This window comes from Anabaena lutea FACHB-196 (genome assembly GCF_014698305.1).
GTDB lineage: Bacteria > Cyanobacteriota > Cyanobacteriia > Cyanobacteriales > Nostocaceae > Anabaena > Anabaena lutea.
In genome coordinates, this window is record NZ_JACJST010000007.1 from 20,280 (window position 1) to 41,848 (window position 21,569).

Here is a 21,569-nt window from a genome sequence, read left to right on the forward strand (position 1 = left end):
TAATGGCAGATAGTTCGGTAGGAAAAATCTGCCTCAAAAGTTGTGAATTTTGAATTGTAAATTTTGAGAATAATTTATTATGCTGAGTGTTTTAATTTGGATACCAATTATATCGGCTGCAATTATTGGGTTTTGGCCTGGTAATGCCATCGAACCAAGTCGCGCCCGGATAGTATCTTTAACAGTAGCGGGAATAGTGTTACTCTGGAATGTATTCATTCTCCTGAAATTTGATATCAGTTATCCAGGAATGCAATTTCAAGAATATTTACCTTGGAATGAAACCCTGGGATTGAACTATCAATTAGGAGTTGATGGGCTATCAATTTTAATGTTGGTTTTAAATAGCTTTCTGACTTGGATAGCTATTTATAGTAGCAACAAAAACACCGAACGCCCCCGCCTTTACTACTCGATGGTTTTATTAGTGAGTGGTGGTGTTGCTGGTGCTTTCCTAGCAGAGAATTTACTGCTGTTTTTCCTGTTTTATGAACTAGAATTAATCCCCTTTTATTTATTAATTTGTATTTGGGGAGGAGAAAAAAGAGCTTATGCTGGAATCAAGTTTTTGATTTATACAGCAGTTTCCGGGGCTTTGATTCTGGCAACGTTCTTGGGTATGGTCTGGTTAACTGGTTCCCACAGTTTTGCTTTTGATGCCATTTCTACCCAAAACATTTCCGCCGGAATGCAGTTACTGCTTCTAGGGGGAATAGTATTAGGGTTTGGGATCAAAATGCCCTTAGTTCCCTTCCATACATGGCTACCGGATGCTTACGTTGAAGTTTCTGCACCTATCGCTATCTTGCTGGGTGGTGTATTAGCAAAGCTGGGAACCTATGGACTATTGCGGTTTGGACTGGGTATGTTTCCCCAAGCGTGGAGTGTAATAGCGCCTAGTTTAGCAATTTGGGGCGCTGTTAACGCTATTTACGGGGCAGTCATAGCGATCGCACAAAAGGACATCAAGCGCATGGTAGCATATAGTTCCATCGGACACATGGGCTATATTTTACTAGCAGCCGCAGCCAGCACACCTTTGGCATTAGTTGGTGCAGTTATCCAAATGTTTAGTCACGGAATTATACTCGCAATTCTTTTCCATTTGGTAGGTATTGTAGAAGCCAAAGTTGGGACAAGAGAATTAGATAAACTCAGCGGTTTAATGAGTCCCATACGTGGTTTACCTCTCATTAGCGCCCTACTAGTTTTAAGCGGAATGGCTAGTGCTGGTATCCCTGGTTTAAGCGGTTTTGTAGCTGAATTTATCTCCTTTCAAGGTAGTTTTTCCACCTTTCCTATTCCCACACTTTTATGTGTAGTGGCATCTGGTTTAACCGCAGTTTATTTTGTCATTCTTCTCAACCGTACCTGTTTTGGTAGACTTCAAAACAATTTAGCCTATTATCCTAAAGTTGTCTGGGCGGAAAAAATGCCCGCCTTGATTTTGGCATCTCTCATCATCTTTTTGGGAGTGCAACCAACTTGGTTAGTGCGTTGGAGTGAAACCACAACTACATCAATGGTGGCAGCAATTCCTACTCCTGAAAAAACTGTAATCTCGGAAATTGCTTTGAAGTAGTTATATCAAGTCCTTTTCTTCCCACGAGAGGAATTTTGATTAAATGAACCGCGTTCGCGGTAGCGTTGCGTTCGTGCAGCGTCTCCGACAGGAGAAGCAAAGGACACATTCACGTAGTGTCCCGTAGGGATAGGAAGAAGGAAGAAGGAGGAAGGATGAACTTAAATTTTATTCCCAGCAGTCTTGTACTATTTCGCTTTTTAATATCTCCTTTCCTCCTGTGGGATGCTATTGATGGACAAGTCAGTATTTGGTTTATTATCGGTTTTGTCACCGCTTTTATTTCTGACATTTTTGATGGCATTATTGCCAGAAAGTTAGGTGTTAGCACAGCCGAATTAAGACAAGCTGATAGTTGGGCTGATGTTTGCCTTTTTAGTTGCATCTTTATCAGCGCTTGGCTACTACATAAAGATGTTTTAATTACTTATCGCTTCCCATTACTAACAGTTGTTTTTGCCCAATTAATTTGGTGGATAGTTAACTTAACCAAATATGGCAAACCTGCCAGCTATCATACCTACTCAGCCAAATTTTGGGGCATAACTTTATTCATTGCTATCGTTTCCCTATTCGGCTTTAATTACGCAGGTTTTGCATTATGGCTAACTTGCATCGCAGGCTTTATCCATACCTTAGAGGAAATAGCCATGACGTTAATACTGCCAGAATGGCAACATGATGTTTTGAGTATTTTTCATGCCCTGAAAATACGTAAAGATTTGCCTAATAATTCTACACCATAAATCAATATTTCATCTTTTTTTTACAGGAAATCAAAATGGTACAAACTCCAGAAAAATCAACAACCAAATTACCACCCTCCAGACACGAATTTGCAGAAGTTATTCATCGTCTAGAAGCTGGCGGTTCAATGTTACCAGATACCCCAGAAAATTTAATGCAAATTATCGGTATCTACAAAGCCTATGCTGTACCGATGGATTTCTACTGGCGAGACTTACTTTATATAGCTGAACGTGAGTTTTTAAACCCATTTCCCTTTTTTAAATACTTCCTACCTCAAGAGTATTTGGATTTACATAATCATTATGCTGGTGATGATGCTGATTTGAGAATTTGGCGCGGTGAAGCCACTGCACATCCTGAACTTTTGGCATTTATGGAGAAAGGTGAAACTTTCAAAATGCCCAAATTATTGCATCATTTATTCCATGACAGAATTAACATGGAATTTGCAGAAGCTTGTATGCGGGCAATGTTGTGGCATCGAAAAATGTACGCCCCAGTAAATCAGTTTGATGCTTATTTAGATTCAGAAGAATATAAAGCTAATGCTGATAAAGCAATTACAGCTTACTTTAAAAATAATCCCCTCATGATGGGAATGTACAAACTGTTTCCAGATATGTTTTTGGAACAGTGTCGCCAAATGTCTTACTATTCCAATTTGGGCTTATTTTGGGAAGTAATGGCACCAGTGTTTTTTGAAATGTCTGACATATATGACGAAGGTGGCTTTAAAGGCGTTCCAGATGCAATGGATTTTTTAGTAAATGGCATATTTGCTATTGCTGGTCGTCCCATTTATCATCATATATATGTAGATGGCGAATGCTATGAAATCATTCCCAAATCTAAGGGTTTCACCTGGTTATATGAAGCCGCATTACCCTATGTAGAAGCCGTTTTTTATCGTACCGCACCTTTCCGAGGGACAAAATCCTATAATGCCCAAGCAGGACAAGTTCCCGAAGATCAAAAAGACTTTCACTATGGTATTCTCTATGCTGATGTGTTTCCGGTGGGAACAGCAGGAATTCCACCCACATTATTAATGCAAGATATGTTGCATTTCTTGCCCCAATATCTGATTGATTATTACCAAAAATATTGCCGGGGTGAGGAGGATATGTTGATTCAGTTGGGGATTACTTTTCAACGTTCAATGTATAACGTCACCTCTGCGGTAATTCAAGCTTTAAGAACTGCGCTTTTGTATCCTTTAGATGATACAAATCCTAAGCATTTACAGGCAAATCGTGATTTTTTTGAAATGCAGATCAATCGCTTTACCCGTGCTGATTATAATATGCGTGATGCTGCTAGGCTAAGGGATATTCAAAGACAAGATTATCGCTAGAGGAGAAAATCAAAGTCTAATTTTGTAGGGTGGGCAATGCCCACCAACCCTGATTGAGAAAGTGCAAGGTGTGAGTTCACCTGCTATACAGTTCATAACACTGTCTTTTTAAGAAGCTTAACTATTGCTTGAACATCAAATTTTTGGACGAGTTGTAAAATGCGATCGCAGAATTGGCTATACTGACCATCTAATTGCTTGATCCGTTTTGCTTGCAGTTCAATTTCGGCAATGTCACCAATAATGGCAGCATTGTATATGTTTTGTAGTTCTTCAATTGGTGGAACTTTGAGGGTAGCCTCACTAATTTCTAGAGGTGTAGAAATGTAACTTGATGGCTGTTCATACACCCACTCTACTTGAAGATGTTTATGTAAGCAAAGAAGTAATTCTTCAGATTGAATTGGTTTTGGGAGAAAGTCATTACAAATTACTTCTAAACTAGCTGCATTATTATTTTTAATACCTAAACTTCTGGCACTCCAAGCAATAATAATCAAATCATTTAACTGGTAATCTTCTCGCAACCGTCGCGTAAATTCAAACCCATCCATTACAGGCATAATGATATCAGTAATTACTAAATCCGGTTGCCAAGAAATAACTTGGGTCAAACCTTCTGCCCCATTACTAGCTTCTGCACAGATAAACCCCCAAGATTGCAGTAACTCAATTAAAACTTTTCGATTAATTTGGTTGTCATCAACAACTAAAATCCGGCGTTTCTCACCTGAATAACCAATAATTTGTCCTTGATTATGAGTTTTATTCTTGATATTTGATTGAGTAATCACAGGTAATGTAACTACAAAGCAAAAACTGCTACCTTCACCCAAAATACTGCTAACTTGAATTTGGCTATTCATCAATTCTACAATTCGCTGACTAATAGACAAACCTAAACCAGTTCCTTCAATTTGTTTAACTCTAGCTCCCACCTGCTCAAATGGCTGAAATATCTTTTCTAATTGTTCTGGATTCATTCCCACTCCCGTATCTTTAATAGTAAAGCGGATACAAGCTGTGGAAGTAGTATCAGCAACATTCAACTCTAATAAATCCACTGCAAAAGTCACACTACCTGCGTCTGTGAATTTAATGGCATTACTCAATAAGTTAATTAAAACTTGTCGGAGGCGTTTTTCATCTACAAAAACATTTTCAGGTAAATTGGTATCAGCTTTGTAGTGAAAAACAATATCTTTTTGATGAATGCGGACGCGCAGCATTTCTACAATACTAGATAAAAATGAACTTAAGTTTAACTCTTGGGGGTAAAGCTCCATTTTCCGAGCTTCAATTTTAGCTAAATCCAACACATCATTGATCAAATTAAGCAAGTGAGTACCACATTCATGAATAACCTGCACCCCATGACGATGCTGCTCTATTGGGGGTGATGATTGGGTTTGTAGTAATAAGTGCGATGCCTGTGGTTGGCGTAGCCATCGTTGCATAATTTGGGTATAGCCAAGAATACCATTGAGTGGTGTCCGCAGTTCATGACTCATACTCGCTAAAAATTCGCTTTTAGCTTGGTTTGCCAACTCTGCTGTTTGTTTAGCTTGTGCTAGTTCTTTGGTGCGTTCTTCCACCTTGACTTCTAAAGTCCGAGAATATTCCTCAACTTGTTGCTTTGTTTGTTCTAAGTTTTGATATAACAAGGCATTTTCAATAGAAACTGCTGCTTGTGCTGTGAGGAGATGTAAAACCTCTAACCGTTCAGGAGTAAATGCTCCAGAGGTGAGTTGATTTTCTAGATACAAAAGACCAATAATTTTCCCTTGATTGAGGATAGGAGTGCAGAGTATAGATTTAGGTTTTTCTATTTCAATATACGGGTCTTTACTAAAATTTCCGTAAGGATTCACAGTATTTAAAACGATAATTTCTTGCGTCCGAGCTACGTAATTCAGAATAGACTTGGGTATGGATGTTTTGGAAATTTCATTTAAAGGGGTAGAAGCAAAAATTTGTATTGTTTGATTATTTATTTTTCCTTCTGCTTCTAGCATCCAATCATTCTCTTTTTTTAGAACTAAATAACCTTTAGATGCACCTGCATTCTCTAACACAATCTTCATTAGTTTATCTAGAAGATGATGGAGAATAATTTCACTACTTAATGCTTGGGATGCTTTAATAATACTTGCAAAATCTAAGTTTGCAGAAGAGGTAGAACTATTAACTGAGCGAGTTGTAGATAGAGGAGCGGTTATTCTCAACCATTGGGGATAACGGGCTTCTAAATCTGTAATTTTTGCTAATGCACCCCAACGTAAATAACCATAGTAGGCTTCTTGGAGATAGACAATCCCTATTTTTTCTCTCCCTAACTCTAAATAAAATTGCCCTGCTAGTTCATTTGCTAAGGCTTCTTCTTGGATATATTCATTTTCTTTTGCTCCCGCAATAGCTAAATCATAATATTCCATTGCCTCTAAAGGCTGTTTTAATATACGATATGTTTCTGCTTTGACTAGATACCATTTATGTAAAAAATTCATCGGGGCGTGATTTGCCCATAGTTGCATTTTTGCTTGATTGATCTGCACCTGATCGAGAATTTCTGTTTGTTCTGCCACAGAGGACTGATGATAAACTGCCAAATAGCTTAGAGAATCGTAAAAATAGAAATTAGTGGAAATTAATAACCCCACAACTGCATCTAAATATTGTTTACCTAATTCCGAATTAATCCGCGCTTGGGTATAATTACCAAATAAATAACAAAGCATTAATTGATAATTATAAATCACAGCTATGGCAGTGCGATCACCTATGGTTTGATGAATAGGCAACATTAATTCTACATCATAACTTGTACCCTTCAAACAGCAATTATTTTCGACTGCACCCAGAAAATTGAATGTTAATTGTTGATAAATACGCAACCAGTTCAAAGTTGTTTGCTGCTTAAGTTGACCAAGTAATGTCATGTAAGTTGTCATTTCCTCACTTAAGCTTTTCAGTTCTTTTCCTAATAAAAACTGATGGCTAAAATAATTAAAAACACAGTAACTACCAAACTCTAAATCTCCCGTTTCTACACCTATTGGATAGCCAGCTAACAACGGTTTTAATGTAGTACTAACATGACTTTGCCAATGGTTGATAAAAGAATTGACAATTAAAAAAGTTTTAGAGCGAAACTCCTGAGCATTTAATTTTTCTAGTAACCGTAAAGCTAATTGACCGAATTCAAACCCAGTGGTAATTTCACTAAAAACACCACATAGTAGCAAACCGTAAGCTGCATATCCATAGGTAGATCCTCTAGCATTTCCAAACTCAATGGACAATTTTACTAATTGCAAGATAATGAGGATATATAAATCTGGAGCGCTCACATAAGCTGCTGCCGCAATTGTTAATAAAATGCGGATAGCTGCTAGTTGTGTAGGGTCAGTCATCAACGGCAATTCTAGCAAGTCAGCAACAGTTTTGTCATGTAAGTGAGACTGGAGATACTGCAATTTTATGCTAATATTTGCCTGGGTAGAGGAAGCTGGAAACTCGATTCCTAACTGCTCAAGTATATCCAGTCCCAAGTTAATAGCTTCTAAGAAACGGTTTTGAGCCACATAAGCTTGGAGTTTTATTTCGTAAGTGGTAATTCTCTCTAAGAGATTGGTTGCTTGTTGTAAAATCACATCAGTAAGTTGATTTGTCTGCTGTAAATCACCACTTAGATATGCTGCCTCTGCTGCTTCTTCATACAACTTAAGACTGAGATTGTAATAGGATTGCCAGTGGTTTTTAGGTAGTAATTCGACTCCTGTGGCTAAGTATTGAAAACCGGAAACATAAGCGCTGGTAGCTTTGGCTCTCTGACCTGCCTTCAAGTTTAATTCTGCTATTTGTAACTGTTCGCTTTCCTCTCTAATTAGGGGAATAACTTTATTAAATTGGTTGACAATTTCAAAAATCTCTGATTCTTGTTGGTTGGGAGTGTTTTGTGCCAGTAATAAGCGCCCAATTTGTAAATGAGTGGCTTGTTTCTGGGCAGTGTCCATCAATGAATAAGCAGCTTGTTGTACGCGGTCATGCTGAAATTTAAATTTTATTTCATGGTTAATTGGCTGTTGATAGGTTTGAATATTTAGTAATTTATATTTGTCATTTAAGGGAATGATAAAGCCGGATGTAATAGCTGTCCAAATTTCAGTCAATGTCGTTTGGATTGGACGCTGACAAATAATAGCTAATGTCGCTAAATCAAATTGATTGCCTATGCAAGCGGCTAATTGTAAACACTGTTGAGTTGTCGGCTGTAGTTGAGCAATTTTACTAATCATTAAATCAACTACATTATCAGTGATATTTTGCAGGTTAATTTTTCCTATATCCCACTGCCATTGCCGCTTTTGATGATAAAATTTTAGTAAGCCTTCGGTGTAAAGAGATTTGAGAAATTCATTAGTAAAAAAAGCGTTACCTTGAGTTTTACTGTAAACTAATTCACTCAAAGAATGTGTATATTCAGGTTGTGTTAAGAGTGCATCAGCGATAAGAGAATTCACATTGGCAATGCTCAAGTTTTGCAGTTCAATAGTAGAAATAGTAGCCCCAGACTGTTGAATTGAGTCTAGTGCTAATTTGAGTGAGTGGGTTATATCAACTTCATTATCCCGGTAAGCACCAATAATCAATAGGGATTGGTGGGAGAAGTCTTGCATTAATGATTGCAGTAGACTTAGGGATGATGTATCTGCCCATTGTAAGTCGTCAATGAAGATAACTAGGGGATGTTCGGGACAGCAAATGGCTTGGATAAAGTTTTGAAATAGGAGTTGAAAGCGGTTTTGTGCTTCTTGCAAACCAACGGGAGTGACTGGTGGTTGAGTGCCAATAACTCGTTCTAGGGAGGGAATAACATCAATTAAAACTTGGCCGTTGTTACCTACTGCCTGGATAATTCTCTGATTCCATTGGATTAATATCTCTTCTGGTTCTGCAAGAAGGCGATCGCACAATTCATTAAATGCTTGTGTTAAGGCATAATAAGGAATATTACGCTGGTATTGATCGTATTTTCCAGATATATAATTCCCCCGCTTGGCAGTCATGGGTTGATGAATTTCTCGCACCAAAGCAGATTTGCCAACACCAGAATAACCTTTAACTAATACTAATTCACACTGTCCTTGACTAACGCGTTCATAAGCTGCCAGTAGCTGTTGCCGTTCTTGTTCCCTTCCATAAAGCTTTTGTGGCAGAATAAACTTATCCTTAGCATCGCGGTAACTCAAGGGAAAAATCTGTATCATTCCCTGAGTTTGTAATTCATACAAACATTGCTCTAAGTCTCGCTGCAAGCCATAATCAGACTGATAGCGATCTTCTGCATTTTTCGCCATCAGTTGTAAAATAATATTAGATATAGCTTCGGGGCAATGTCCTTCTGTTAATTGGTATGGTGAAATAGGTTGTTTGGCAATGTGTGCATGAACAACTTCTAGGGCATCACTTCCCGGAAATGGTAAATTGCCTGTAATTAGTTCGTAAAAAGTCACACCCAAAGAATAAAAATCACTGCGATAATCAATATCTCGGTTCATTCTTCCCGTTTGTTCTGGGGAAATATAAGGTAGTGTTCCTTCTAGAGTTTGTAGATGTTTGAGGGTGGACTTTTCCCGTGCAAGTACTGTGGATATGCCAAAATCAATTAGTTTGATTTGTCCAGTTGATTGATTGAAGACAATATTGTGGGGATTAATATCTTTGTGAATAATGCCAGCTGCATGAACTTGTCCCAATGCAATGGTGATAGAAATTGCTAACTCTAGAAATTCGGATAATTCTAACTTACCTGCTAACTCCAAACGCGCCAGTGACTCTGCACCAAAGTCTTCTAGTACAAGAATTGGCTGATTGTTGACCTTTTCTAAAGCATAAGCCTGAACGACTCCTGGCAGTTGTAGTTGTCGTTGTACCTCATATTCCTGTTTTAATTCAGCTACTTGTTCTGGTAGGGGTAAATGATGACTAAAAGTTTTGAGGACAACAGGACATTTATCTATGATCCTATAACCACGATATATAGCATTTTTACTATTAAAAATTAGTTCAGAGGTGATTTCGTAACCAGGTAAAGATAACAACAGTTGATTAGTTTGATTTATCATAAATAATTCAGGATCTATTCTTACAGCAGATTGCAGATCAATGAGGTACAGAATCTAAATTGTAACCTAGACACATTCGCCAGTTTTATTCCTGACTCCTGACTCCTGAATTCTGCTGTAATTGTTAGAGGTGAACAATGGCAGTTGAATTACAAACTCTGTTCCTTGTCCATGAATAGATGTAAATTCCAACTTACCACCATGTTTTTCTTCAATAATTTCACGAGAGATAGTTAATCCTAATCCCGTTCCTTTTCCCACTGCTTTAGTAGTCATATAATGTTCAAATAACTGATTTTTGATCTCAGGACTTATACCTATACCATTATCTTTAATGTAAATACAAATGTGCTGATCATCTTGTAATTTAGTCCGAATATAAATATAATTAGGTCGAGCTTGAATATCGGCAAATTGGCGACCATTATTGGTTTCTTCCACCGCATCAATGGCATTGGCTAAGATATTCATAAATACCTGGTTAACTTGTCCCGGGTAACACTCTATTTCTGGTAAATTACTGTAATCTTTGATGACTATAATTTCTGGATGTTGTTCATTTGCTTTTAGTCTATGTCCGAGAATTAACAGTGTACTATCTAAACCTTCATGAATGTTAAATTTAATTTTAACATCTGTATCTACCCGTGAAAATGTCCGCATTGATTTACTAATATTGGCAATTCTGTTAGTTCCTTCTTGTAAAGATTCTAGTAATTTAGGAAAATCTTGTGCCAGATAATCAAAATCAACTTCTGCTAACTTAGCTGCGATTTCTGTGACTGGTTCAGGGTAGTATTTTTGATACATTCGCACCAAATTTATGATATCTTGTGTATAATCATATGCATATTTGAGATTGCCATTAATAAAGCCAACTGGATTATTAATTTCATGGGCAATACCAGCTACTAACTGTCCCAGTGAAGACATTTTTTCATTTAAAATTAATTGCGATTGAGCTTTTTTAAGTTCTAAAGTACGTTCTTGGATTCGCTGTTCTAAAGATGCATTTAGCTCAACTAAACTATTATTGTTTTTGGTCAATTGCTGAGTTAAGTTCTGTAGTTTAAGATGCAGATTAACTCGCATTAATACCTCTTCTTGTTGAAAAGGTTTAGTAATATAATCAACTGCCCCGGATGAAAATCCTTTAACTTTATTTTCAGCATCTACTAAAGCAGTCATAAAAATGATAGGAATGTTCTGAAATTTTGGCTGTGATTTAATACATTTACAAGTTTCAAATCCATCTAGTCCTGGCATCATTACATCAAGTAAAATTAAATCTGGTGTAGCAATATCAAGACGTTCTAGGGTAGTTTTCCCATCATTAGCAATCAAAACTCTAAATCCAGATTCTCGTAAAAAGTCAAAGAGAACTTTAATATTAGTGGGGTTATCATCTACAATTAAAAGAGTAGTTTGTTCAGGGTTTTTCATAGCTTCTCCATTTAATTAATTAAACAATTAGATAAGATATGATTTACTTGTTCACTAGGTAAAGGTTTATAGAATAAATATCCTTGTCCAAATTCACAACCTAACTCTTTTAATTTTTCTAGTTGTGTTTGGGTTTCAATACCTTCGGCAACAACATTAATTCCTAGGCAGTGTGCGAAGGAAATCATGGTTTTGACAATGGCTGTTCCTTCTATACCATAATCTAGACGCTCAATAAATGAGCGATCAATTTTTATTGAACTCACTGGAAATTTATAAAATCGGCTGAAAGATGAGTATCCTGTTCCGAAATCATCAATACAAAGTTGAACACCAAGATCATGAATTTTTTCTAAAACTTGAGTGGTAATACTGAATTCTTCAATAAAAGCAGTTTCTGTTACTTCTAATTTAAGAAGTGCAGGTGATATTTGATTTTCATTAATAATGTATTTAATTTGTTCTACTAGTTCTAAATGTTGGATTTTTACAGAAGATAAATTAACATTAAATACGAGGGAATCAATAATAGCAAATTCCTGTTGCCACTGACGTATTTGTTGACAAGCTAACTGCAAAGATAATAAATCTAAAGCCTGAATCAAACCAATTTCTTCTGCTAGGTTAATGAATTTATTCGGTGAGAGTAATCCCTGTTTTGGGTGTAACCAACGAATTAAAGCTTCAAAACCAATTAATTTTTGAGAATTGAGACAAAATATGGGTTGATAGTAAAGGCAAAATTCCTTTCTTTCAATTCCTTGACGTAGTTCAATTTCCAACTGAATCCGCTCTAAAGTTCGAGCTTGCATTTCTGAAGTGAATAAGACATAGCGACCTTTTCCAGAACGTTTTGCTTCGTACATCGCTGCATCTGCATCACGAAGGATATCAGTGGGTTGATGATATTTGAGAGTAGAGGGTAAAATACCAATGCTGACACCAATATAAATTTGATATTCGTCGATTTGAAAAGGTATATGTAATTGTTCAATAATACATTTAGCAATCGCTTTTATATATTCAATACCATCTTTATTAGGCAGAAAAATTATAAATTTATCTCCTCCTAAACGTACTATTTTTCCGTTGCCATGTGTGCATTTATAAAGTCTTTCGGTAACTTTTTTTAGTAATTTATCACCAATAATATGTCCAAGACGATCATTTGCATTTTTAAAATTATCTAGGTCAAGAAATAAAATTGCTGAGTCATCTTTTAATTGCTGCTGTGCGGAAAAGTTTGACAAATATTGCATTAACCAAGTACGATTAAACACTCCTGTTATAGAGTCATGAAAAGCTGTATAGATGAGTTTTTCCTCTCGCTGCTGAAGTTCATTTAGTGCCAAACTTAATGCCTGAGTTCGCTCAATTACTCTTTGTTCTAAGTCCTGATTGAGTTTTTGCAATTCTGTTTCTGCTATCTGACGAGCTACAATTTCTTGAGAAAGTTGTTGATTATTTTCTTGAAGAGAGCGAGTTAAGCTATTCAGTTTTAAATGCAATTGTATGCGGGTTAAAACTTCCTGATGCTGAAATGGTTTGGTAATATAATCAACTGCTCCTAAATTTAATCCTTCAACTTTCTTCTCTGTATCAGTTAAAGCAGTCATGAAAATGATAGGAATTTCTTGAGCCTGATTGACTTTAAGACGACGGCAAACTTCAAAACCATCAATCATAGGCATCATGACATCCAATAAAATCAAATCGGGAGTAACATACTCTAATTTATTTAAAGCATCTTGACCATTTGTAGCAACCAAAACTCTAAATCCAGACTCTGTTAAGAAAGTGAACAGAATTCTTAAATTCTCTGGATTATCATCCACAATCAATATTTGGACTGCTGGCTCTGTTTGCATAGACTTGTATAGAAATCTCATGATTTCAGTTTAAAAGGATCTTTGTAAAGTATCAAGTTGTATTGATACATAGCAATCTAGTTTGATTTATGAGAGTTTGTATGGCGTAGCCATATTTACTCGTGGAAGCTTTGAATAGGGAACTCTGAATAGGAAAAAAAGCGAGGTCAGTAAACCTGCGTAAATATAGCAGGTGATATGATGTTCGCTTAATTACTTATCAAAAAAAATCGACCCGTCATCTCTTCTCCCATCTCCGCGTCAGCCCTAATTATAAGTCTTTAACGGAACACAATATGGCACGTGACAGTATGAAAAGTGGCTTAATACCGTTTTATCGCAGGTGACGCGGAGACGCGGGGACACGAGGATGCGGGGATGCGGAGACACGGGGACAGGGATATTCATTTGTAGCTTTAATTAGGGCTGGCTGAATAAACGTAAAAACACTAATAGACAAGGCTTTCAGACTATTTGATGTGAAAAAAGTGCAAGATTTTTCCAGGAGGAGTTTCAAAAAGAAAGCATTTTGAGGGGACTGGGAGGAAAATTTATCGATAGCAAATGGTTGAAACTATTCCCTATTCCCTATTCCCTCCCCTAAATATGCAATTTATTTTGCACGACTACTTAATTTTTACTGACTCCCGGTGGTCATTTCTGCCCGCAACTGATTGACTACCCGATTTAATCCTACGGAATGGGCTGCTTTGAATAATAAGCGATCGCCCTCCTGCATATAATTCTTCAATCTGGCTACCAAATCCCCATGAGTAGTAAGACACTCAGAAGGTATACCAATAGCACTTTTGGCGATAGTTTCTGCATCTTGTCCATCCACCAAAACCAGCAAACCGTCTAACTGCAAATTCTGCACCATTTCCCCTACTTGTTGATGCAGTTGTTGGGATCTTTCTCCTAATTCCTTCATTGCACCTAATACGGCAATTTTCCGCTTTCCGGGAGTATCTGCCAATAACTGCAACGCTGCTAACATGGCTTCTGGGGCAGCATTATAGGTTTCATCTAAAATTAAAACATCATTAGGTAAAGTAAAGCGTTGGCATCTGCCTGTCGGCATATTCACCATGACACCATTTTGTAGAGATGCCCAATCAATTTCTAATACCTGGGCTACAGCTAAAGCCGCCAAAAAATTAGTAGCATTGTGACGACCGGGCAAGGGTAAAGGTAAACGCATTCCTGCCACTTCTACAACTTCATTGTCAATTAATTTTCCTTGGATATCGCCACCAGAAAAACCGTAACTGATAACTTTCCCCTGCCAAAATTTCGCTGCGGTTTCCATTAACAGGGGACTGTCATAATTGAGAATTGCCACACTATTAGCAGGCATTTCGGCTAATAACTCACATTTAGCTGCGGCTATGGCTGCTTCTGAACCGAGTAATTCAATATGTGCTGTTCCCACATTGGTAATTACGCCAATTGTTGGTTTTGCGATTTGCGTTAGTTCGGCAATTTGTCCTCTTCCCCGCATCGCCATTTCTATGACAGCAAAATCATGTTCTGTACCCAGTTCCAGGAGAGTTTTTGGCACACCGATTTCGTTATTGAAATTCCCATAAGTTTTGTGAACTTGTCCTTTGGTGGCTAAAACTGCGGCTATTAGTTCTTTTGTTGTCGTTTTTCCCACCGAACCTGTTACTCCAATTACAGGAACAGAAAAACTTTCACGCCACCATCTCGCAATTTGCTGATATGCCTGAAGAGTGTCTTTCACCTGCAATACAGGAATCCCAGGATTTTCATAAGCATAATCGACAATTGCTGCGATCGCACCAAAAGCCATCGCCATCGGTACAAACTCATGTCCATCAAACTTTTCGCCCCGCAAAGCCACAAACACTTCACCCGCTTGCAACATTCGGGTGTCTGTTTGAATACCACTGCCCAATTGGGCTAAAGCAGATGCAGATAAATTCACTGGTTGGGCTAAAAGAACTTCAACCAGTTGGGATAGAGTGGCAGAAACAGGCATACTGATAAATTTTAGGGTGTCTTAGTTTTAAATTTAAAAAACAGCGAACCTACACTAGCAAGGATTGAAGGAAGATATCTTCTACCAAATCCTACAATCCTTGGGGTCAAAATATAAAAATAATTCGTAATTAAAGACTGTTTGAGAGGAGGATTTAGACCCCGACTCAAACAAATCCACCTATAGACGAAGGGGAATTAAACCCAAAAATTACGTTGGCGTAGCCTGCGGTCGGCATTATTACGTATCTCTAGCAGGACCGTAGGCACTATTACGAATTAGTAATTAGTTAAAATATCAGTGGAATATATATGCCTGTTGCCTATTTCCGATGGTGTCGTGTCCGGTTAAATACTTATCATTAGGGCGGAGGCGAGGAGTTTTTTTTGATCAGCAATTAGCCGGACTAGATATTAGAAACTACACAAAATAGACAGAGGTATTCTTTATCAAAAAAATAAATTGCGTGTTTACTGTTCCCAAGAATTGACACAGTGTGAACACGCACCTTGAAGCGTTTCCAGTCAGAACTGTACAGTGAAGTGTAAATTTAGTGTTCTGTCTTTTCAATTGTCTCAATCACGGCTAAACCTATGCTAGAAGCTGCAATTAGCAGTATTGCCGAAAACAGGAAGGCATTGGTAAGCATCCGGAGGGCATCGTCAAAAAAAATGTAGGTAGTCATTGGTTCAGCCTTTAAACTCTATGCTGGCGCTAGTATGGTTTATCTGTCTACAGCCTGATGACTGAATTTTCTTGATTAACTCCTAGCACTTGCATCTTAACAAAACTTTAGATGATTCAGGACATCATGACAAATTTTTTTTGCTAAAGTTTTCATGAATTTAACCTAAATTTGGTTAGGCACAATACAGAAAAATACTGAAAGTAAAAATTAGGGCAATCTTCATTACCGTAATTTTTGTGAATTTACAGTAAATTCAGTCACTATTACTTAAGCAAATATCATGACATCTTTACATTTAGTAATATGTACAAACCGCCTGTTATTAAAGCCGATATCGCTCAAATATAAGGAAGATATTTTTCAGGAATTCACTGCCGAAATTACGACATATTTATATGCCAGTCCACCTAGAAAAATTGTAGATACTGAATTTTTTATTAATCAATCTTTACTAGAGATGGAAAAAGGAGAGAATTTAATAGTTGTGCTTTTAAGGAAAGATTCTCAAGAATTTTTAGGATGTAGTGGCATCAATCAAATTAATAGTAAATATCCCCAAACTGGAATTTGGTTAAAAAAATCAGCACATGGACAAGGCTATGCAACAGAAGCAATTACAGCTTTAAAAAGCTGGGCTGATGAAAACTTAGATTATGAATATTTGAGATATCCTGTAGATCGGGCAAATACTTCCAGCCAGAGAGTCGCAGAAAAGTTAGGAGGTAAAATTGGAGGGGAATATGAGCATACTAATTTGAGTGGTAAAATCTTAAATGTAGTCGAGTATAGAATTCCCAAAAAATGAACAATGCTGGCTGATTACAGCAGAATTCAGGAGACGCTTCGCAGACCTATGGCTTACACCACGCTGCGCTATCGGTTCAGGAGTAAAACTGGCTTGCTGCCTAGGTTTCAATTTTGATTCTGTACCTCATTGATCTGCAATCTGCTATAAAAAAGAATACGACTAACTTAAACAGGGTTCAATGGTGGCAATTACTGATGCTGAAAGTGTTGGTAAATCATAGCCGCCTTCTAAGCCAAAAAGGATTTTGCGAGTTAAGCCTAAACAATATTTTGTGAATAAACCATAATCTTCTGGCTGCAAATTCATACTTGCTAAAGGATCATCAGCATTAGCATCATAACCAGCACTGACAATTAATAAATCCGGCTGGAAATTGCCTAAAAAGGGGATGATTTTATTTTCCCACAAGGGTTGATATTCAGTAATATCACTACCTGGACGAATAGGTAAATTTAACACATTATTATGAAAACCTTTTTCGGAAGCTTTCCCAGTACCGGGATAGGCTGGGTACTGATGTAGAGAACAATATGCAATTTGTGGGTGAGTTTCTACTATGGCTTGAGTACCATTACCGTGATGTACATCCCAGTCTAAGATGGCAACACGGTTAATTCCCGGTTTTTCTAAGGCATAGACAGATGCAATGGCCGCATTGGAAAATAAGCAAAACCCCATTCCTGCATCGCTTTCGGCATGATGTCCCGGTGGACGCGCTAATACAAATGCGGGATTTTCTGTGGCTAAAACAGCATCTACCCCATCCAACCAAGCACTCACCGCCAACAATGCTACATCATAACTACGGGGGGAAACTGGGGTGTCTCCATCCAAATAACCACCGCCTGTGGAAGCAATTTCTTTAAGTTTGTTAACATATCTGGCAGTATGGACTTTTTCTATCCAAGACATCTGTCCGGGTTTTGTGGTTGGAGATAGCCATTCAATTTTTTGGCCAAAACTCGCAGCTTTTAAAGCTTTAACAATGGCGGTTAAGCGTTCTGGTTTCTCAGGATGATAGCGTCCTGTTTTATGTTCTAAAAATTCATCAGAATAAATTACTGGTAGCATGGGCTGGAACAAGCAAGATACTGAATGCAATTCTAACCTGTGTTAGGTTTTAACCCGGATTTCTCCCTAAATGTCTCTACACCTAAATTCAATTTTTTGATCAAATCGATGATTGTTGACTATTTTCTGCATTTTGACGCAGTTCTTGCATAATCTGTGCGACTTCTGCAAGACTAAAATTTAAAACCTGTGCAATTTGTTATGTGGTTAAACCTAATGCTAATAAGCGAGGAACTGTATCTAATTTAGCTTTGCGTTCACCTGTTTCTATTCCTTCTTCTAAAGCTTGTTGATAAAATCGTGTTTGCTTTAACTCACTTAATCCAAACATGGCTTCTATTTCCTCCCTATTCATTCTTGGAAATTTGTAAATTAAAATTGTCTCGATGATTTGTAATAGTTGTTGCTTAGGATTTTTATTCTAATAGTTTAGCATGGTACTGAAGACCCGCTTTAATTTTTCAAAACACGCAAACTCAAATTTATGCAAAAATCGATAAATCGTCAGTGGTGCTTGGCTGCACGTCCTGTAGGTGACATCAAAGAAAGTGATTTTGAGTATCGGGAAGAACCAATTCCCAGCCTTGAAGATGGTGAAGTACTGGTACGCAATATCTATCTTTCCCTAGATCCTACCAATCGCATTTGGATGAGCGATAGACCACAGTATATGCCTCCAGTCCAACTTGGAGAAGTAATGCGTGGTTTAGTTTTGGGTGTAGTTGAAGAATCCAAAAATGCCAACTTTCAACCAGGGGATCTGGTTTCGGGGCTGCTAGGATGGCAAGATTACGCCCTAATTTCCCCTCCAAACCTCCTTTCCCTGATCAAACTACCGACACCTTTACCCGTTCCTCTCACAGCCTTTATGGGTCCCCTCAGCTTTATTGGCTGTACAGCTTATTTTGGTCTGCTGGATATCGGAAAACCCCAAGCTGGAGAAACCGTAGTTGTATCAGCAGCCTCTGGTGCAGTCGGTTCTCTAGTTGGACAAATTGCCAAAATTAAAGGTTGTCGTGTGGTGGGAATCACCGGTTCCGACGAGAAATGTCAATGGTTATTAGAAGAACTCGGTTTTGATGCTGCAATTAACTATCAAACCGCCGACTTAATCCCCGCTTTAGCAAAATCATGTCCCAATGGAATTGATGTCTATTTCGAGAATGTTGGTGGTGCAATTCTTGACGCTGTTTTGACACAAGTAAATTTAAATGCACGCATTCCCTTATGTGGTTTGATTTCCACTTATAATTCTCAAGAACCTGTACCTGGCCCCTATAATTTTAGCCAGATTTTAATGAAGCGTGTGCTGGTACAAGGTTTTATTGTCTCTGATTATGTTCAGCAATGGGATGTTGCTTTTCGGGAAATCGGACAATGGATACAAGAGGGGAAAATAAAATACAATCAGGAGATTGTCGAGGGATTAGAAAATGCACCCAAGGCGATTCTCAAACTTTTTGATGGGAATAAAATGGGGAAATTAATTGTCCAAGTTTCCCCCGAACCATAATTATAAACTAGTCAATAACTCATCAAAATAAACTCATCAAAAAGGCTCAAGTATTAATACCTGAGCCGCTTCTAAATTCAATTAGGTTACTAAAACCGATGGTTTAGCTAAAAGACTTGAGTCCTTTATTTTTAGTAGCGGTTACGAGAACCGCCACCACCGTAACCACCACGGCCGCCACCACCAGAAGGACCTCTGTCTTCTCTTGGTTTAGCCTTGTTTACTTTCAAGTCACGTCCCATCCATTCAGCACCATCAAGCGCATCAATTGCAGCTGTTTCTTCAGCTTCTGTACCCATTTCCACAAAACCAAAGCCTCTGAGTTGTCCTGTTTCACGGTCAGTAGGTAGCTGAACACGTTTTACAGAACCATATTCTGCAAATACAGCAGATAAGGTATCTTGGGTAACTTCATAAGAGAGGTTGCCTACATAAATTGACATAGATTGTCTCCGAAATCATAAGAGTGTAGAGATTTAGGTTTCGGAGAAAAGTCTGTAAGTACCAAAAGGAGAAAGCCTATCAATATTAAAAACAAACGCGGTCGCCGAATTAACTTCTCAGATTTCATGATTTCATAGAAATGAATTAATGGGGAGAAAATTGCCAAAACTGTTACATAACTTTATGTAAACAATTGTTCAGGTTGAGTATTTTATTTAGATGTCAGTAGCTTTAGCTTTTAAAGCTGACAAGATTAACATTTAAGCCTGTAACATCATTGAGAATGGCTAGAGTTTTATTACCAAAGCTAATCTCTGTGTTGCCACCAATTTCCTGCAAAACCAAAGTAGTGGCAGAAATACCAAGTCCAGCAACACCAAAGAGACTGATAAAATCAGTACCAATCTGAAAATCTAAAATCTTATTCGCCGTTTCTGGTAGTTCAACGGTAACGATCTGGAACTCGTCAGCACCAGCACCACCTGCTAATAGATTATCACCACGGGACTGAACAACAAATAGATCAGCACCAGCACCTCCCAAAGCCCTATCGCCACTACCAAGGTAAAAGGTATCATTACCAGTACCACTAGACATTCGGCTACCACCTTTTCCATCGGTAGCATCAAAAATATCATCTCCTGAACCACCAAAGGCGCGATCGCTCTTGCTCACATCTATAATGTCATTACCACTACCTAAGAAGACGCGGTTATCACTAGCATAACTTTTGATAGCCAGGTCAACTTTATCATCACCAGCACCAGTAAATACAGTATCGACAACAGCTTCTAAATCCACACCTGCAATCAAATTATCTGCTTCAGGAGTTCCAGATACTAAGTTACTCTCCGTCGGGAAAAAAGTTATACCAACAGGACGCTCAAGAACTGGGTTTGTAGGAACTAAAATCTGAACTGAGTTAACAGGTGAATTACCCTCACTTTCATAGCTGAGAACAGCGCCCTCTGTGGTGCTAACATCAAAACCAACAGTGAGTAAATTACCATTAGGCGCAAAAGCAAGTCCACCAATAAAATTATTGCTGGGCGGCGTGTTAGTTGTATAATTTGTAGACAGAGTATCGACTAACTGCCCATTTTCCAAGTCATAGCGGCGGATGTCGTTAGCAAAGTCACTTACATACAAATCACCATCTTCACCAACAGCTAAACCAAGCAAACTAACAAAACCAAAGCTATCTGGGGAAGGTTGAGGTGTAGCAAAAACGGTGGGTGTGCTTCCCGTTGTCAGTGAATCATAACGCAATACTTGACTAGGAAGACCAGCACTAAAATCAGCGGAAACCTCTCCAGTAACAGGATCAACTGTGGCTACACTACCTTGAGTGGTAACATAGAGACTACCATTAATAAAAAGTAGTCCGTTGGGTCCGTTTAATCCTCCAGCTTGACCATTTCCTTGAGCAAAAATATCAATAAATTCTCCAGTGGAACCGTTGTAGCGCAATATTTGGTCACTGAGAAAGCTGGAAACATAAAAATTGCCATCGGGACCAAAAGCAATACCATAGGGACGAATCAAACCCCCGCTTTCATCTAATTCTGTATCTGCATGATCGCCGATAAATACATCAATAAAATCACCAGTTTGTCCGTCAAACCTTAAGATAGAAGAATTTCCTGATTCTGTTCCGCTGGCTATATAAAGGTCGCTTTTACCATCACCGTTTCCATCTGATCCAAAAAGCAAGGTGTCAGGGTTATCAAGTCCACCCAGTCCAGGAGTGATAAACTCACCTAAGTAGTTCCCTGTATAAGCATCAAAGATGAGAACATTATCGCCTCTGGTGTTACCAACGAGAATACGACTATTTCTGTTTTGCATATTTGTATAAAACTATCATGGCTTACCCCAGTAACAATTTACCATGATAGCGATCGCACTATTATAATTA

General features: G+C 38.0%; 13 protein-coding genes and 1 pseudogene. 5 read left to right on the forward strand and 9 right to left on the reverse strand.

Going from position 1 to position 21,569, the window contains the following annotated elements:
• Positions 1 to 79: 79 nt before the first annotated feature.
• The 3 genes from H6G59_RS09440 to H6G59_RS09450 all read left to right on the forward strand — a co-directional run bounded on the left by H6G59_RS09440 (position 80) and on the right by H6G59_RS09450 (position 3,686).
• Positions 80 to 1,582 (forward strand): NADH-quinone oxidoreductase subunit M, encoded by a 1,503-nt coding sequence (locus tag H6G59_RS09440; RefSeq protein WP_190713741.1) that lies wholly within the window; start codon positions 80 to 82, stop codon positions 1,580 to 1,582.
• Positions 1,583 to 1,737: 155 nt separating this feature from the next.
• Positions 1,738 to 2,328 carry a CDP-alcohol phosphatidyltransferase family protein gene (locus H6G59_RS09445; protein WP_190713743.1) on the forward strand — a complete coding sequence of 197 codons (591 nt, stop codon included), beginning with the start codon at positions 1,738 to 1,740 and terminating at the stop codon, positions 2,326 to 2,328.
• 35 nt (positions 2,329 to 2,363) lie between these two features.
• The gene (locus tag H6G59_RS09450) at positions 2,364 to 3,686 is read left to right on the forward strand and encodes a CO2 hydration protein (RefSeq protein ID WP_190713745.1); all 1,323 of its coding nucleotides are present in this window, start codon (positions 2,364 to 2,366) and stop codon (positions 3,684 to 3,686) included.
• Between the two features lie 92 nt (positions 3,687 to 3,778).
• Here H6G59_RS09450 and H6G59_RS09455 read toward each other — a convergent pair whose 3' ends face one another.
• From H6G59_RS09455 to H6G59_RS27580, 5 genes are all read right to left on the reverse strand, one after another.
• On the reverse strand, positions 3,779 to 9,814 hold the full coding sequence (locus H6G59_RS09455; protein ID WP_190713747.1) for a hybrid sensor histidine kinase/response regulator: 6,036 nt from the start codon (positions 9,812 to 9,814) through the stop codon (positions 3,779 to 3,781).
• Between the two features lie 66 nt (positions 9,815 to 9,880).
• Positions 9,881 to 11,257 (reverse strand): hybrid sensor histidine kinase/response regulator, encoded by a 1,377-nt coding sequence (locus H6G59_RS09460; RefSeq protein WP_190713749.1) that lies wholly within the window; start codon positions 11,255 to 11,257, stop codon positions 9,881 to 9,883.
• 11 nt (positions 11,258 to 11,268) lie between these two features.
• A complete protein-coding gene (locus H6G59_RS09465; RefSeq protein ID WP_190713752.1) occupies positions 11,269 to 13,125 on the reverse strand; it encodes a putative bifunctional diguanylate cyclase/phosphodiesterase in 1,857 nt (618 codons plus the stop codon).
• 637 nt (positions 13,126 to 13,762) lie between these two features.
• Entirely contained in the window at positions 13,763 to 15,127 is a 1,365-nt protein-coding gene (locus H6G59_RS09470; RefSeq protein ID WP_190713754.1) for a UDP-N-acetylmuramoyl-tripeptide--D-alanyl-D-alanine ligase, read from the reverse strand.
• 550 nt (positions 15,128 to 15,677) lie between these two features.
• A complete protein-coding gene (locus H6G59_RS27580; RefSeq protein ID WP_277871992.1) occupies positions 15,678 to 15,812 on the reverse strand; it encodes a hypothetical protein in 135 nt (44 codons plus the stop codon).
• A gap of 283 nt (positions 15,813 to 16,095) precedes the next feature.
• Between H6G59_RS27580 and H6G59_RS09475 the strand changes: the two genes are divergently transcribed.
• A complete protein-coding gene (locus H6G59_RS09475) occupies positions 16,096 to 16,620 on the forward strand; it encodes a GNAT family N-acetyltransferase (protein WP_190713755.1) in 525 nt (174 codons plus the stop codon).
• A gap of 162 nt (positions 16,621 to 16,782) precedes the next feature.
• Here H6G59_RS09475 and H6G59_RS09480 read toward each other — a convergent pair whose 3' ends face one another.
• Positions 16,783 to 17,694 carry a histone deacetylase family protein gene (locus H6G59_RS09480; protein ID WP_190713757.1) on the reverse strand — a complete coding sequence of 304 codons (912 nt, stop codon included), beginning with the start codon at positions 17,692 to 17,694 and terminating at the stop codon, positions 16,783 to 16,785.
• 100 nt (positions 17,695 to 17,794) lie between these two features.
• Positions 17,795 to 18,103, reverse strand: a pseudogene (locus tag H6G59_RS09485) (DUF2887 domain-containing protein); the annotation flags it as partial.
• A 75-nt stretch (positions 18,104 to 18,178) separates the two neighbouring features.
• Between H6G59_RS09485 and H6G59_RS09490 the strand changes: the two are divergent.
• On the forward strand, positions 18,179 to 19,207 hold the full coding sequence (locus tag H6G59_RS09490; protein ID WP_190713759.1) for an NADP-dependent oxidoreductase: 1,029 nt from the start codon (positions 18,179 to 18,181) through the stop codon (positions 19,205 to 19,207).
• Between the two features lie 131 nt (positions 19,208 to 19,338).
• Here the strand turns inward: H6G59_RS09490 and H6G59_RS09495 are convergent, their stop codons facing one another.
• Together H6G59_RS09495 and H6G59_RS09500 are read right to left on the reverse strand one after the other, a co-directional pair.
• The gene (locus H6G59_RS09495; protein ID WP_190713761.1) at positions 19,339 to 19,650 is read right to left on the reverse strand and encodes an RNA recognition motif domain-containing protein; all 312 of its coding nucleotides are present in this window, start codon (positions 19,648 to 19,650) and stop codon (positions 19,339 to 19,341) included.
• A gap of 232 nt (positions 19,651 to 19,882) precedes the next feature.
• Positions 19,883 to 21,499, reverse strand: a complete 1,617-nt coding sequence (locus tag H6G59_RS09500; RefSeq protein WP_190713768.1) for a Vgb family protein — start codon at positions 21,497 to 21,499, stop codon at positions 19,883 to 19,885.
• Positions 21,500 to 21,569: the final 70 nt, after the last annotated feature.